Raw genomic sequence first — 14,249 nt, 5'->3', positions numbered from 1 at the left:
TTCCGTTCATTTAGTTCACGCCAACCCGTGGATGCAGACTGTTGCCATGCGCGTCACGCCCCGTCTCCGTCCCCGCAGCCTGGCCGGTCAGCTCTTCGCCGTACAGGCGGTGCTGATCGCTGCCGTCGTGGCCGGATACGCGCTGTTCACGTACGTCAGCGACCGCTCCCAGGCGGAGGACTCGGCCCGCCGCCAGGCCCTGGCCGTGGCGGCCACGGTCGCCGACGCCCCCTCGGTCCGTGCGGCGATCCACACGCCCGAGCCGACCAGGCGGCTCCAGCCGTACGCGACGCAGGTGCAGCAGCACGCCGGCGTCGACTTCGTCACGATCATGACCCGTGACGGCATCCGCTGGACGCACCCCGACCCCGACCGGATCGGCGAGCACTTCCTCGGCCACATAGAGAAGGCCCAGAACGGCGAGTCCTTCACCGAGACCTACACGGGCACCCTCGGCCCGTCCGTCCGCGCGGTCGCCCCGGTCGTGGAGAACGGCGAGGTCATCGGCCTCGTCAGCGCCGGCATCAGGGTCCAGGCGATCAGCGAGCGCGCCGAGGGGCAGCTCACGGCCCTCCTCGGCGTGGCCGCCGGCGCACTCGCCCTCGGCGGCATCGGCACCTATATCGTCAACGCCCGCCTGCGCCGCCACACCCACAACATGAACGCGGCCGAGCTGAGCAACATGCACGACTACCACCAGGCCGCCCTGCACGCCGTGCGCGAGGGCCTGCTGATGCTCGACGGCCAGTACCGGGTGGCACTCATCAACGACGGGGCGCGGGAGCTGCTGGGGGTGACGCAGGACGTGGTCGGCCGCTCGGTGGCGGACCTGGGCCTGCCGGCCGCGCTGACGGGCGCCCTGCTCTCCTCCGAGCCGAGGGTGGACGAGGTCCTCCTCACCGCCGAACGGGTCCTCGTCGTGAACACCTCACTGGTGTCGGGCGGCCAGCGCCGCGGCACGGTGGTCACCCTGCGGGACGTGACGGAACTCCAGTCCCTCACGGGCGAGCTGAACTCCGAACGCGGCTTCACGGAGGCGCTGCGCTCCCAGGCGCACGAGGCCGCGAACCGCCTCCACACGGTCGTCTCGCTCATCGAGCTGGGCCGCTCGGACGAGGCGGTCGACTTCGCCACCGCGGAGCTGGAACTGGCACAGGCCCTGACGGACAAGGTCGTGGCGGCGGTGAGCGAACCGGTGCTGGCGGCCCTGCTGCTGGGCAAGGCCGCCCAGGCGAACGAGCGGGGCGTCGAGCTGGTGGTCTCCGAGGACAGCCGCATCGACGACGGCCTGCTCCCGGAGTCCCTCCCCGCCCGTGACCTGGTCACGGTCCTGGGCAACCTGATCGACAACGCGGTGGACGCGGCGCAGGGGTCGGTGGGGGCGAGGGTGACGGTGACGGCGTACACGCACGAGTCGGACGCGCTTCAGGACGCGGACGAGCCAGGGGACGCGGGCGGGTCGGCGGACGACTCCGTGCTGGTGCTGAGCGTGTCGGACACGGGTAGCGGCGTGGACCCGGCCCATGCGGAGGCCGTCTTCGAACGCGGCTTCTCGACGAAACCGGCGGGCCCGGGCGGCCGGGGTCTGGGCCTGGCGCTCGTACGGCAGACCGCGCGCCGCCACGAGGGCACACTGACCGTGTCGGAGGCGGCCGGCGGCGGGGCCCGGTTCGAGGTGCGGCTGCCACTGCGCACCACCGGTATCGACAAGACGGTGCAGGCTGTCCAGGCCCCTCGGGCCACTGTGGCTGGAGGCGACGACGTATGACCGGTGCCGATCCCATCAGAGTCCTGGTCGTCGAGGACGACCCCGTGGCCGCCGACGCGCACATGATGTACGTCGGCCGCGTCCCCGGCTTCACGGCGGTCGGCAAGGCCCACACGGGCGCGGAGGCGCGGCGCGCGCTGGACCGCATGCCGGTGGACCTGCTGCTGCTGGACCTCCACCTGCCGGACGTACACGGCCTGCAGCTGGCCCGCTCCCTGCGGGCGGCCGGCCACCACGCGGACGTGATAGCGGTGACGTCGGCGCGGGACCTGACGGTGGTGCGGGAGGGTGTGTCCCTGGGGGTGGTGCAGTACGTCCTGAAGCCGTTCACGTTCGCGACGTTGCGCGACCGGCTGGTGCGGTACGCCGAGTTCCACGCGGCGGCGGGCGAGGCGAGCGGCCAGGACGAGGTGGACCGGGCGCTGGCGACCCTGCGGGCGCCGGGCCCGGCGGCACTGCCGAAAGGGCTGAGCGCGCCGACGCTGGAGCGGGTGACGGTGGCCCTGCGGGACGCGGGCGAGGGCCTGACGGCGGCCGGGGTGGCGGAGGCGGTCGGCATCTCGCGGATCACGGCCCGGCGGTACCTGGAGCACCTGGTGGATGCCGGGCGGGCGGCGCGGAGTCCGCAGTACGGGCAGGTGGGACGGCCGGAGTTGCAGTATCGGTGGGTGAAGGGTTAGCGCCCGCCGTCAGCCGGAGGGCGGGGAGGTCGTGGAGGGCGTAGAAGGCCTGAAGGGCCTGGCGTAGAGGACGATCTGGACCCCGAGCCCGACGACCGTGAGCGCCTCGACGCCGGAGAGGGCGACGAGCCCCGCGCTCGTCTCACCGCTCACCCAGTACACCAGCAGCCCGGCGAACGGCACGCCACAGAAGGCCAGCAGATCGATCCCGCACTGGATGGCCTTGCGGGAGCGTCTCCGCGCATCGGCCCGATGCGCGACTTCCCAGTCGAAAGCCTTCTCCGCACCGGCGAGCTGGGCCAGCCGCGGCCCGAGTTCCCCTCGCACATACGCCCCGATCGCCGAGATCTTCTCGTCGTTGACGAGGTAGGTCCACCCGAGCACGACACACACGGGCGGCAGCGCGAGCAGCATCGCCGGCTGCTTCGCCTGTGCCGAGGCGGCGATGACGGCGGCGAGCACGGTGAGGGTGACGTAGAGCAGATTGTCCCGGAACCCGATCCGCGTCTTCTGCTCGTCCTTGACGGTCTGATACTCGACGAGCAACAACTGCCCGACGGTGACGTCATCCCGGTCCGACACCCGTGCCCCCTACCCAGCGCCAACAAAGCCTCTGCTCAGACAACTTGCTCAGCACCTTACGGGGAACCGGTGCAGACGCATTGACCTGACTAGACCACTCCCCTTACCGTCACCGGGCACCACCCAAGGCCACAAGGACGTAGCCAGCAGGAGGTCGTGCCCGTGCGCCCCACCGCACCCCACCCCCGCCGATCCCCCCTCCGCCTCCTCCTCACCGCCGCCCTGGCGATCACCGCCCCCGGCGCCCTCACCGCATGCGGCAACGGCTCCGGCAGTGATCCGGACACGGTGGAGGTCTCCTACAAACAGTCCACGGACAACCAGGTCCGCGTGATGGACACCTTCCTCGCCGACGTCAAGAAGCAGTTCGAGAAGGCGAATCCGGGCAAGAAGGTGAAACTCGTCCCGATCAAGGCCCCGGACTCGGAGTACTACACCAAGGTCCAGCAGATGCTGCGCTCGCCGAAGACTGCCCCGGACCTGGTCTACGAGGACACGTTCCTCATCAACTCCGACATCACGAGCGGTTATCTGAAGCCCCTGGACGACTACTTGGCCGACTGGAAGGACTGGGACCAGTTCATCGACACGGCCAAGACCGCGGCGAAGGCCGAGGACGGGAAGACGTACGGCGTTCCGGACGGCACGGACACCCGCGGCCTGTGGTTCGACAAGGCGATCTTCGAGAAGGCGGGCCTGCCTGCTGACTGGCAGCCCAAGACCTGGGAGGACGTTCTCGACGCCGCCCGCACCATCAAGCGGAAAGTCCCGGACGTCATCCCGCTGAACGTCTACACGGGCAAACCGGCCGGCGAAGCCGCCACCATGCAGGGCTTCGAAATGCTGCTCTACGGCACGGAAGGCGCCACGGCCGCCGGGGCGAGCGATCCCCTGTATGACGAGAAGTCGAAGAAATGGAAGGCGGGCACGCAGGGCTTCAAGGACGCCCTCACCTTCGTGGAGACGGTCTACGAGGAAAAGCTCGGCCCGGAGGTCTCCGACGCCCTCGACCCGAACATCTCGACCCGGGTCCGCGGCGAACTCCTCCCCGAAGGCAGGCTCGGCATCAACCTGGACGGCTCCTGGCTCCCCCAGGACTGGCTGCCCGGCAGCGGCCACGAATGGCCCGAGTGGTCGGAGAAACTCGGCCTCGCCGCCATGCCCACCCAGAACGGCCAGTCCCCCGGCAAGGTGAGCATGTCCGGCGGCTGGACCTGGGCCATCCCCGACAAGGCAGCCAATCCCGACCTGGCCTTCAAGTTCATCGAGACGATGCAGACGAAGGCGAACGCCCAGAGGTGGTACATCGCCAACTCCGGAATCGCGGTCCGCAAGGACGTGGCGGCCGACCCCGCCTACGCGGAGGCCCAGCCCGGCATCAAGTTCTTCACCGACCTGGTGTCCAGCACGCATTACCGCCCGGCGTATCCCGCGTATCCGAAGGTCTCCACGGCCATCCAGGAAGCGATGGAATCCGTGACGACCGGGGATGCCTCGGTGGCGGAGGCGGCGAAGAACTACGACGAGGAGTTGAAGGCGGCGACGGACGACCAGGTGATCGAAGAGTGAGCCCCCGCGTATGAAGGGGCAGACAAGGGCTACGTCCGGGCCGGTGCCCCACCCGGCACTGCGCACCGCCACCCGAGTCCTCCCCCTCACCCCCGCCACCGTCCTCCTGCTCCTCTTCCTGGCAGGCCCGATCGCCTACTGCGCCTACATCGCCTTCACCGACCTCCAACTCACCGGCCAGGCCGAGGACTCCTTCATCGGCTTCGAGAACTTCCGCACGGCATTCGGGGACGAGGCCTTTCTCAACGCGGTCTGGCTGACCCTGGTCTTCACGGTCGTATCGGCCCTGCTCGGCCAGAACACGCTGGGCCTGGCACTGGCGGCCTTGATGCAACGCGCGTCCAAACCGGTTCGCACGCTGGTGGGAGGAATCGTCGTCACAGCGTGGGTACTTCCGGAGGTGGTGGCGGGATTCCTCCTGTACGCCTTCTTCCGCCGAGAAGGCACGCTGAACGCCGTCCTGGAATGGCTCCATCTCCCCACCCAGAACTGGCTGTACACGCTTCCGATCCTGGCGGTGTCGTTCGCGAATGTCTGGCGGGGAACGGCGTTCTCGATGCTGGTCTATTCGGCGGCCCTGAACGAAATCCCGAAGGAGATCACGGAAGCGGCGGAGGTGGACGGCGCGGGCGGCTGGCGCCGTATGTGGCACATCACGCTGCCGATGATCCGCCGCTCGATCGGCACGAATCTCATGCTCATCACGCTCCAGACGCTGTCCGTCTTCGGCCTGATCTGGGTGATGACGCGAGGCGGCCCGGGCGGAAAGAGCCAAACCCTCCCCTTGTTCATGTACGAGGAGGCGTTCCAGAAAAGCATGATCGGCTACGGCACGGCGGTGGCGCTGTTGCTGCTGGTGGTGGGGTCGTTGTTCTCTGCGGTCTACCTGCGGCTGTTGCGAACTGAGGTGTGAGTGTCGTGACAGACCTGAAGACCCGAACGCCCGCCTCCCGCCGGACGATCCGCCACCGCCTGGCCGCGGACTTCGGCCTCCTCGTCGTGGCCGCGACCTTCGTCCTCCCGCTGGCCTGGGTGGTCCTCTCGTCCGTGGACCCGCAGGCGAACCTGACGGTGAAACGCCCGGACGGCGTGACCCTGGACAACTTCGACGCGGTCCTGACCCCGGAGATCACCTTCACGCCGCTGCTCAACAGCCTGCTGCTGTGCGGCGGGGGAACGGCGTTGACGGTGGTGTGCGCGGCGCTGGCGGCGTATCCGCTGTCGAGGTTCCGGTCCCGCCTGAACCGGCCTTTCCTCCTCACGATCCTCTTCGCGACGAGCCTGCCGATCACGGCGATCATGGTGCCGGTGTACGCGTTGTTCGTCCAGGTGAACCTGATCGACACCTTGCAGGGCACGATCTTCTTCTTCGCCGCGTCCCAACTGCCGTTCGCGATCTGGCTGATGAAGAACTTCATGGACGGAGTTCCGAAGGAGCTGGAAGAGGCGGCGTGGACGGACGGCGCGTCGTCACTTCAGTCGCTGATGCGGGTGGTGCTGCCGCTGATGGGGCCGGGCGTCGCGGTGGTGACCGTCTTCTCGTTCGTGATGATGTGGGGCAATTTCTTCGTCCCGTTCATGCTGCTGCTCACACCGGAACAGATGCCGGCGGCGGTGAGCATCAATGAGTTCTTCGGGAATCGGGGAACGGTGGTTTATGGGCAGTTGGCGGCGTTCTCGGTTATTTATTCGACGCCGGTGATTTTGTTGTATGTGGGGGTGGCTCGGCGGTTGGGTGGGGGGTTTGCGCTGGGTGGGGCGGTCAAGGGGTGAGGGGGTGGGAGGGGGAGGGGGTGGGAGGGGGAGGGGGAGGGGTCTTCCAGTTCTGCGGCTCGGGTGCGGGCTTGGGCGGCTTCGGTGGGGGCGTTGCCTCGGGTGAAAGCGTCGGCGGCCTGAAGACGATAGGTACGGGCCTCGGCGAGACGGTCGCTGTATTCGTGAACGAGGGACAAGTTGCTGAGGGTCTGGCCCAACCTGAACCAGTCCTCGAAGACGCGGTGAATGTCCAAAGCCCTGTCGTACGCCTCGATCGCCTGTGCCAGTTGACCCGCATGCTGCAGGGCGAGACCCAGGTTGTGCCAGGCCGCACCCTCACTGTGGCGGCACCCGCCCACTTGGTGCAGGTCACAAGCGCTGGTATGGGCGTTGATCGCCTCCTCTACCCGACCCGTCTGATCCAGAGCGCTGCCGAGACCGGTCCAAGCATCGGCCTGCCGGCAACGGTCCCCAATCTCCTGGTACAAGTCACGGGCCCGGGTGAGCGCACCGACCGCTTCCTCCGCTCGGCCCACCCCCATGAGGGCGTTGCCGAGGTTGTTCCACACATTGGCCTCACCTTCGTGGTCGCCGACGCAATGAAACAAGTCGTGTGCGCTCATGTACGCGTCGACGGCCTCGTCCACTCGACCCCCCTGACTCAGGGCGAGGCCAAGACTGTTCCATGCCATGGCCTCTGCAAGGCTGTCACCGGAGCGGTGCGCGGCCTCCCGCGCAGCACGCGCGACGGTGATCCCGTCGTCGAAGTACCGACGCCATCCCAGATATTCACTCAAGCACGTCGCCAACAGCACAGCCGCATCCGCGAACCGCTCCTCCGGTGCCCACAACACGGTAGCCACCAGCCCCGCACGCTCATCGTCGAACCACTGCAACGCCTCCCCTCGGGTGACGAACCGCTCCGGCTCGGCCTTCCCCGGCAACCAGCGCAGCCGCCCGTCCGCCGCACCCGCCCAGCGGCAGTAGAACTGCAGCAGGCGGTTTCGGGCTTCCTCTCCCTCCTCCCACCGCCTCGGATCCCCATGCACCTCACTCGCCCCGTACACGCGCACCAGATCGTGTATCCGCCACCGCCCACGCTCGCTTCCCCGCTCAACAAGGTGCGCACGAGCCAGCTCCCTGAGGTCCAGCAGCGGGGGCGCTTCCGCACCGACCAGCGCAGCGGCGATCTCGTCACTCACCTCAGCCCCTGGCGCGAGAGCCAACAGCCGAAGCAGCCGCGCCTGCTCGGGCGGCAGCCGCCGGTAGGACAGGTCGAAGGCGGCGCGGACTCTACGCTCCCCGTCGTCAAGCTGTGCGAGCCGGTCACCCGATGCCGCAAGCTCGTCGACAAGTTCCGCGACCGGCATGCCCCGGTCCTCGACCAGCAGCGCGGCCGCGATCTGGAGTGCGAGCGGCAGGTGTCCGCAGAGGGCGGCGAGTCGCCCGGCCGCGTCGACGTCGTCGCTGACGCGGCTGTCCTCGGGTTCGGCGGTCCGTAGGGCGAGGTCGAGCAGCCCCCGAGCATGCTCCGGCGTGAGCTGGTCCAACGGCACGAGCCGGGCGCCGAGTTGGGTGAGGCGGTCACGAGAGGTGACCAGCACCCGATGCCGGGGGTCGCCGGGCAGGAGCGGCCGTACCTGGTCCGGTGACGACGCGTTGTCGGCCAGTACCAGCACCGACCCTCGCTCTCTCCCCCTCTCCGCGAGCACCGAGCGATAGAGGACCGCCCGGTCGTCCGCCTTGGCCGGGATCTGCTCCGGCGGAATCCCAAGTGCCCGCAAGAGCGACTGCAGCGCCTGATCAGCGGTGACCGGCTCCTCGTCGTACCCATGCAGGTCGACGAAGAGCACCCCGCCGGGGAACCGCCCCTCCTCGCACGCCAGGTGCGCGGTCTCCACGGCGAGCGCGGTCTTCCCGATGCCGCCGAGCCCGGACACGGCGCTGACGAGGACGGCCGTCGAGCCGTCGAGCGCACGCAGCAACGCGGACGTCTCCTCGTCCCGCCCGGTGAACCCGCCGGGCCTCGTCGGCAGTGAGGCCATGGCCTCCGGCGAGGCGGCGGCCCCGCCGAGCTGGATCACCACCTGGACGCCGATCGCCTCGCGCAGGAAGACCCCGCCCCTGAAGTCGGAGTGGTCCCCGCCGTACCAGGCCGTCCCGCTGCCCGGCGTGTGCCGTTCCATGGCCGCCGCCACGGCACCCGCGACCGTCGGATCCGCGGCGAGCAGGTCGACCAGCCGCGCGCCCCATTCCCGTACGACATCCCGCCGTGCCGGGTCCTGTGCCACCTCGACGACTTCCGCGACCGACGTCCCCGCGTCCAGCCCAATCGCCCGCGCCAGCGACTCCACCGCCCGGCGCCCCTCATCCCCGCACGCGCCCTCGGCCAGGGCGGTCAGCAACGCCGCTTTCATGTGCCCGTTCCGTCCCCGGTGTCCAGCGTCAGCAGTGCGTCAACGGTACGGGGTCAGGGGCGAGCCGGTACCGGTCTCGTGTGCACCACCCGATCCCGCCCGGCCGCTCTCCCCCGACATCCCGACCAGTCAACACCCGCTTCGAGCCGACCACTTGGCAGTATCTTGAAGAGGTGCCGCAGACTCACCCCACCGTCGTCGTCCTGACCGCGCTCGCGCTGGAGTACGCCGCCATGCGCCCGTACATCGAGGAGGACCGGGAGGAGCTCGTCCACCCCGACGGAACCCGGGTCGAGCGGGGCAGGCTGACCGGTACCGATTGGTATGTCGCCCTGGCCGAACTGGGCGAGGGCACCAGGACGGCCGCCACGCTCACGACACAGATCATCGAGTGGCTGAAGCCCGAGGCGGTGCTGTTCGTCGGTGTCGCGGGCAGCCTCAAGGCCGACATCGGCATCGGGGACGTCGTGGTCGGCACGAAGGTGTACGGCATCCACGGCGGCAAGCAGACAGAGAACGGCTTCCAGGTCCGTCCCGAGGCCTGGCCGGTCTCGAACGCGCTGGTGAACGCGGCACGTTCCGCGGTGCGGGACATAGCCGGCGTACGGGCGCACTTCAAGCCGATCGCCTCGGGTGACGTCGTGCTGGCCGATGCCGAGTCGGCGATCGCCCAGCATCTACGCGAGCATTACAACGACGCCGCGGCGATCGAGATGGAGGGCGCGGGCGCGCTCCAGGCCGCCCACCTGAACGGCCAGTTGCACGCCCTCGTGCTCCGGGGCATCAGCGACCACGCCGACGCCGCCAAGCACGAGGACGACGCGACGGGCTCACAGGAGCGGGCGGCTGCGCAGGCGGCCTCGGTGGCGGTGGCGACGCTACGGAAGCACCGGCCGCGCGGGGGCCGCAACGGCTCCTCCGACACCGAGGAGGGCCCCCATCGCCGCAGCGACGATGGCGGAGCCTCGCACGGAGGCGACCACATCGACCTGCGAGGCGGCACCTTCTACGGACCCGTCATCGGCAAACAGATCGGACACCAGCCATAGAGGCACGGTCCACGGCCCGGTCCCGGTCGCGACCACCACCCTCCCACCCCGCCCTCCCGGCTTCACCGGCCGCACGGCGGAACTGAACCGCCTGCTTCCCCGCCTCGCCCCCACCTCGGACGAGGGCACCCCACTCCTCATCTCGGCCGTCACCGGCATGGGCGGCATCGGCAAGACGGCCCTCGCGGTGGAGGCGGCGCACCGGGCACGGGCGAAGGGCTGGTTCCCCGGCGGCTTCCTCTTCGTCGACCTGCGCGGCTACGACGACAACCCGGCGACAGCTGACCAGGGCGTCCTGGCACTGCTGGACGCGATGGGAGTACGGGGCGCGGATCTGCCGCCGACGACAGCACGCCAGTACGACGCCTACCGCACGCTCCTCACCGAGCGGCGAGACCGCACGCTGCTGATCCTGGACAACGCCTCGGACCCGTCCCAGTACCTCCCCCTACTCCCCGGCACGGACCACCACCGGGTGTTGATCACGTCCCGAGATCGCCCGGACGCCCTCCCCGTACGCGTCATCGACCTCGAAACACTCGACCCGGACGAGTCCGCCACGCTCATCACCCACGCGCTGCACGACGCCGACGAACGCGACGACCGGCCGTCCTGTGAACCCGATGCCCTACGCGAACTCGCCGCCCTTTGCGGTCACTTGCCCCTGGCTCTCCAGATCGCCGCTGCGATGCTACGTCGACGCCGTCATCGGGGCATCGCGTCGCTGGTCGATGAGATCCGCGAGGCCGAGGATCCGACGATCGCGCTCGACAACGGCAGTCCCGGGACCGACCTGTACGGCCGCTCGCTGGTGCTGCGGCCGGTGTTGGAGACCTCCTACCGCCGCCTGTCGGACGACCAGGCCCGGTTGCTGCGGCTGCTGTGCCTGGCGCCGGGCGCGGATACCGGGACGGAGGCGGTGGCAGCGCTGACGACCCTGGACGAGGAGACCGCCTTGTCCCTGCTCGAGAGTTTGGCCGCCGCGTATCTGGTCACGCCGGTCCGGGGCGAGGCAGGGCTGCGGTGGCGGTTGCATGACCTGGTGCGGGTGTTCGGGGTGGGTGTGGCGGCGGGGGATGCGAGGTTGCGGGAGGAGGGGGAGGCCGGGCGGGAGCGAGTGCTGGGTTACTACCGACGGTGCGCGGGTGTGGCGGATGCCCGGTTGCGGTGGTTGCCGGGGGCGCCGGTGCCGGAGCGCTTCCCTGATCGTGGGGAGGCGTTGGGGTGGTTTGACGGAGAGCGGGCAGGGTTGGTGGCAGCGGTGTCGTGGGCCAGGGAAGAGCGGTTCACGGCCTCGGCGGTTGGACTGGCCGGGAACTTGGCGGAATACCTAGCCTGGCGGCGCTACTTCGACGACTTGATCACGGTCTGCCGGGCCGCGCGCGAGGCCGCCAACCGTGCCGGGAACATCATCAGCGAGGCCGTGGCGTGCAACAACCTCGGCAATGCCCTGGGCGGGGCCGGTCTGGCAGAAGAGGCGATCGACGCCCACACCCGCGCCCGCGAGCTCTACCAGGTCGCCGGGGACCACCACCGCGAGGCCGATGCGTGGAACAACCTCGGCATTGCCCTCAGGGAGGCGGGCCGGGCAGAAGAGGCGATCAACGCCCACACCCGCGCCGGCGACCGATGTCGGGCCACCGGAAACCGTCGGGGCGAGGCCATAGCGTGGATCAACCTCGGCGGCGCCTTGCTGAGGGTGGACCAGGCGGAGAAGGCGATTGACGCCCTCGCCCACGCCCTGGACCTGTTCCGGGCCATCGGGGACCGCCACAGCGAGGCCAACACATGGAATGGCCTCGGCATCGCCTTTGGGCAGGCGGTCCGGCCGGAGGAAGGGGTCGAGGCACACGGCAGAGCCCTGGAGATCTACCGTGAGTTCGAGAACTGGTATTGGGCAGGTCAGACCCTGCACAACCTTGCCGTCGCCCACCTGAAAGCGCACCGCCCTGCCGAAGCCCATGCCCACTGGCTGCAGGCCGCCGACGCCTACACCCAAGGCAACGCCCCCGGGGAAGCCGCCCAAGCCCGTGCCTGGGCCGAGGACCTAGCGTGATCCACCCTCCCCAAACCCCAAAGCCCCCCACCCCGGCAGCACCACCCACATCCGAGTCCCACCCCCAGGCTCCCGCGCCTCCCCGAACCCCCACTCCCCCTCACACGCCCGCACCACGCACCCCAACACCCGCAACGCGGCCCGCCTCCGCGCATCGCAAGCCGCCACCAGTCGCGGATGCCCGTGCCGCCGATGCCCGTCGTACAGGACGATCTCCAGGCCCCCGTCCCGGTACCGAAGCGACACGTACGCCACCTCATCCGGCGTGAACTGCCAGGCACACGCAACGAGTTCACCGACCACCTGAACCGCTGCATCCACCATGCCGAACATCCCGTACGCCGACAGCACGGCCCGCGTCGAGTCCCGCGCGATCCTGGGGCTCAACGGCCCCAGCGGCATGGTGAGCCGGTAGTCCAGGTCCTCCGGATGCACCGAGGCCACGGGCTGCGGCGCCTCCCCGAAGACGGGGCACTTCAGGACGGCAAGCTGTTCGCGCATGGGGAGCTCCCTATCGCACAGGGGGATTTGGGGCAGACGACAGCACCGCACACCGGTAGCGGGAAGCAACCCGTACCGTGAGCGGCTCGTCACCGACCGTACCGCAATCAAGGAGTACACGTACTACTCTCAACGCAACCTCGGTGGACCAACCACCCGCCACGACGGCACACTGAGCCCGTCGACCATCCGGACACGAGGGAACACATGCCGCCAAGAAGCACACCGACAGAGCGTCAGCGGCGGCTGGGCACGGAATTGCGCAGGATGCGCACGGCGGCCGGGATGACGGCCGAGCACGCGGCCAAACTGCTGGGCGTTCCCCGAACCAACGTGCCCAACATGGAGTCCGGCCGCTCAGGCATCAGCCCCGACCGCGTGCGCACCCTCGCGAGCAACTACGGCTGCGCCGACGCGGAGTACGTGGACGCGCTGGCCGCCATGGCCGCGAGCGCCGCGAACCGCGAGAAGGGCTGGTGGGAGGCATACCGGAGTCAACTCCGAAGCGGCTTCCTGGATATCGCCGAAATGGAGTGGTTCGCCACGCGGCTGCGGAGCTATCAGACCGTGCACATCCCGGGACTGCTCCAGCTCGGCGAGTACGCCCGCTCCATCTTCACCGCCGTTCTCCCCGCCCTGCCGAAGTCAGAGGTCGAACTCCGCGTCACGCAGCGCCTGCGGCGGCAACAGCTGCTCGACCGCGAGCACCCCGAGCCGCCGGAGTACATCGCGTACATCCACGAATGGGCCCTGCGCATGCAGTTCGGCGGGCGCCGCGCCATGCGTGAGCAACTCCTTCACCTGTGCGAGTCCTCCGAGCGGGACGGCATCGACGTACGGATCCTGTCCGCCGAGACCGGCGCCTTCCCCGGCGCGGGGCACGCCGTCCTCTACGCCGACGGTGCCGTGCCAAAGCTCGACACCGTGCAACTGGACTCCGCGCACGGCGGTGAGTTCGCTCATTCCGAAGCACAGCTCGCCAAGTACCGGGCCCACATGGAGTGGTGGCACACCCACACGCTCAGCCCAATCGACTCACGCGACCTCATTCACTCCATTGCCCGCCGACTCTGACCCGAGAGGAAACACCGTGGCCGACATCACCTGGGAAGAACCCTTCTGCGGCGAGGGCAACAACTGCTTCCGCATAGGCACCGACCCCACCGGCAACGCCTACATAGCCATCGCCGGCCAAGAGGACACCTACCTCACCGACACCCGCGAAGCGCTCCGCACCCTCATCCGCGACATCAAGACGGGCAAGGCCGACCACCTGCTCTAGCCACCCTCCGGCAACACCCCGGGCCGGAACGGCTCCACCCCCACCACCCACCGCACCCGCACCGGCTCGATCAGGATCATCAGGCGGCGTTCCCCGGGCAGCAGCCACGGATACCGCTCCTCCCCGATGTACTTCCGGGTGAGCCGGTCCATGGCGCGGTCCGCTTCCTCGCCCTCCACGAACCGCGCTACCCGCCCCCGGATCTCGGCCCGGTCGTACGGGTTCTCGGGGTCGTGATGGGACAAGGACACGAGCGGGTTGCGGCGCAGGTTCTCCTCCTTCACCCGGCCGACCGACGTGTTCACCATCACGTACTCGACCCGGGAGGCACCCTCGCCCTCCCCCTCGATGTCCACCCACATGGGTGACACCTGAGGCGCCCCGTCCGGCCCGACCGTCGCCAAGTGCCAGAAGTTCGGAGCCAGTAGGCGCTCGCGTATGTGTCCGTCCAGCTTCGTCATACGGCCACCCATACCCAGCAAGCCACTCCGATCACTCGGAGCCCACCACCCCCACAAACCGTAGATTCCCACAATCCGTGATTGTGGCCGAACAGCGCGTAGTCACCGCAGCCGCGCACCCCTACGTTG

At 69.2% G+C, this 14,249-nt stretch carries 13 protein-coding genes; 9 read left to right on the top strand and 4 right to left on the bottom strand.

What is annotated here, in order from left to right:
* Positions 1–46 precede the first annotated feature (46 nt).
* Together OG272_RS33980 and OG272_RS33975 are read left to right on the top strand one after the other, a co-directional pair.
* Positions 47–1,768: a sensor histidine kinase gene (locus tag OG272_RS33980; protein WP_328506106.1), complete on the top strand. Its 1,722-nt coding sequence runs from the start codon at positions 47–49 to the stop codon at positions 1,766–1,768.
* Positions 1,765–2,448, top strand: a complete 684-nt coding sequence (locus tag OG272_RS33975; RefSeq protein ID WP_086753540.1) for a response regulator — start codon at positions 1,765–1,767, stop codon at positions 2,446–2,448. The genes OG272_RS33980 and OG272_RS33975 overlap by 4 nt, the downstream gene beginning before the upstream one ends.
* A 9-nt stretch (positions 2,449–2,457) precedes the next feature.
* Here the strand turns inward: OG272_RS33975 and OG272_RS33970 are convergent, their stop codons facing one another.
* Positions 2,458–3,030: a hypothetical protein gene (locus OG272_RS33970; protein ID WP_327727762.1), complete on the bottom strand. Its 573-nt coding sequence runs from the start codon at positions 3,028–3,030 to the stop codon at positions 2,458–2,460.
* Between the two features lie 162 nt (positions 3,031–3,192).
* Between OG272_RS33970 and OG272_RS33965 the strand changes: the two genes are divergently transcribed.
* From OG272_RS33965 to OG272_RS33955, 3 genes are read left to right on the top strand one after another with little or no spacing between them, the layout of a single operon-like run.
* Positions 3,193–4,599, top strand: coding sequence for an extracellular solute-binding protein (locus OG272_RS33965; RefSeq protein ID WP_326577289.1), 1,407 nt, complete (start codon positions 3,193–3,195; stop codon positions 4,597–4,599).
* Positions 4,600–4,609: 10 nt separating this feature from the next.
* Positions 4,610–5,512 carry a carbohydrate ABC transporter permease gene (locus tag OG272_RS33960; protein ID WP_405895434.1) on the top strand — a complete coding sequence of 301 codons (903 nt, stop codon included), beginning with the start codon at positions 4,610–4,612 and terminating at the stop codon, positions 5,510–5,512.
* Positions 5,513–5,517: 5 nt separating this feature from the next.
* Positions 5,518–6,372: a carbohydrate ABC transporter permease gene (locus OG272_RS33955; RefSeq protein ID WP_405895433.1), complete on the top strand. Its 855-nt coding sequence runs from the start codon at positions 5,518–5,520 to the stop codon at positions 6,370–6,372.
* On the opposite strand, the gene OG272_RS33950 is transcribed toward OG272_RS33955, so the two are convergent.
* On the bottom strand, positions 6,285–8,771 hold the full coding sequence (locus tag OG272_RS33950; protein ID WP_405895432.1) for a tetratricopeptide repeat protein: 2,487 nt from the start codon (positions 8,769–8,771) through the stop codon (positions 6,285–6,287). The genes OG272_RS33955 and OG272_RS33950 overlap by 88 nt on opposite strands.
* 173 nt (positions 8,772–8,944) lie before the next feature.
* On the opposite strand from OG272_RS33950, the gene OG272_RS33945 reads away from it, so the two are divergent.
* Together OG272_RS33945 and OG272_RS33940 are read left to right on the top strand one after the other, a co-directional pair.
* The gene (locus tag OG272_RS33945) at positions 8,945–9,820 is read left to right on the top strand and encodes a 5'-methylthioadenosine/S-adenosylhomocysteine nucleosidase (protein WP_405895431.1); all 876 of its coding nucleotides are present in this window, start codon (positions 8,945–8,947) and stop codon (positions 9,818–9,820) included.
* Positions 9,726–11,876 carry a tetratricopeptide repeat protein gene (locus OG272_RS33940; protein ID WP_405895430.1) on the top strand — a complete coding sequence of 717 codons (2,151 nt, stop codon included), beginning with the start codon at positions 9,726–9,728 and terminating at the stop codon, positions 11,874–11,876. The genes OG272_RS33945 and OG272_RS33940 overlap by 95 nt, the downstream gene beginning before the upstream one ends.
* On the opposite strand, the gene OG272_RS33935 is transcribed toward OG272_RS33940, so the two are convergent.
* Positions 11,868–12,377 carry an ATP-binding protein gene (locus tag OG272_RS33935; RefSeq protein WP_405895429.1) on the bottom strand — a complete coding sequence of 170 codons (510 nt, stop codon included), beginning with the start codon at positions 12,375–12,377 and terminating at the stop codon, positions 11,868–11,870. The genes OG272_RS33940 and OG272_RS33935 overlap by 9 nt on opposite strands.
* Before the next feature lie 207 nt (positions 12,378–12,584).
* Here OG272_RS33935 and OG272_RS33930 point away from each other — a divergent pair, with 207 nt between their 5' ends.
* Both OG272_RS33930 and OG272_RS33925 read left to right on the top strand, forming a co-directional pair.
* The gene (locus OG272_RS33930; RefSeq protein ID WP_405895428.1) at positions 12,585–13,451 is read left to right on the top strand and encodes a helix-turn-helix domain-containing protein; all 867 of its coding nucleotides are present in this window, start codon (positions 12,585–12,587) and stop codon (positions 13,449–13,451) included.
* Positions 13,452–13,467: 16 nt separating this feature from the next.
* A complete protein-coding gene (locus tag OG272_RS33925) occupies positions 13,468–13,659 on the top strand; it encodes a hypothetical protein (protein ID WP_405895427.1) in 192 nt (63 codons plus the stop codon).
* Here the strand turns inward: OG272_RS33925 and OG272_RS33920 are convergent.
* On the bottom strand, positions 13,656–14,120 hold the full coding sequence (locus OG272_RS33920; RefSeq protein WP_405895426.1) for a PPOX class F420-dependent oxidoreductase: 465 nt from the start codon (positions 14,118–14,120) through the stop codon (positions 13,656–13,658). The genes OG272_RS33925 and OG272_RS33920 overlap by 4 nt on opposite strands.
* Positions 14,121–14,249: the final 129 nt, after the last annotated feature.

Source organism: Streptomyces sp. NBC_00104 (genome assembly GCF_045160825.1).
Classification (GTDB): Bacteria; Actinomycetota; Actinomycetes; order Streptomycetales; family Streptomycetaceae; genus Streptomyces.
The sequence above is the reverse complement of the archived record's forward strand: the minus strand, read 5'-3'. Positions and strand labels throughout refer to the sequence as shown.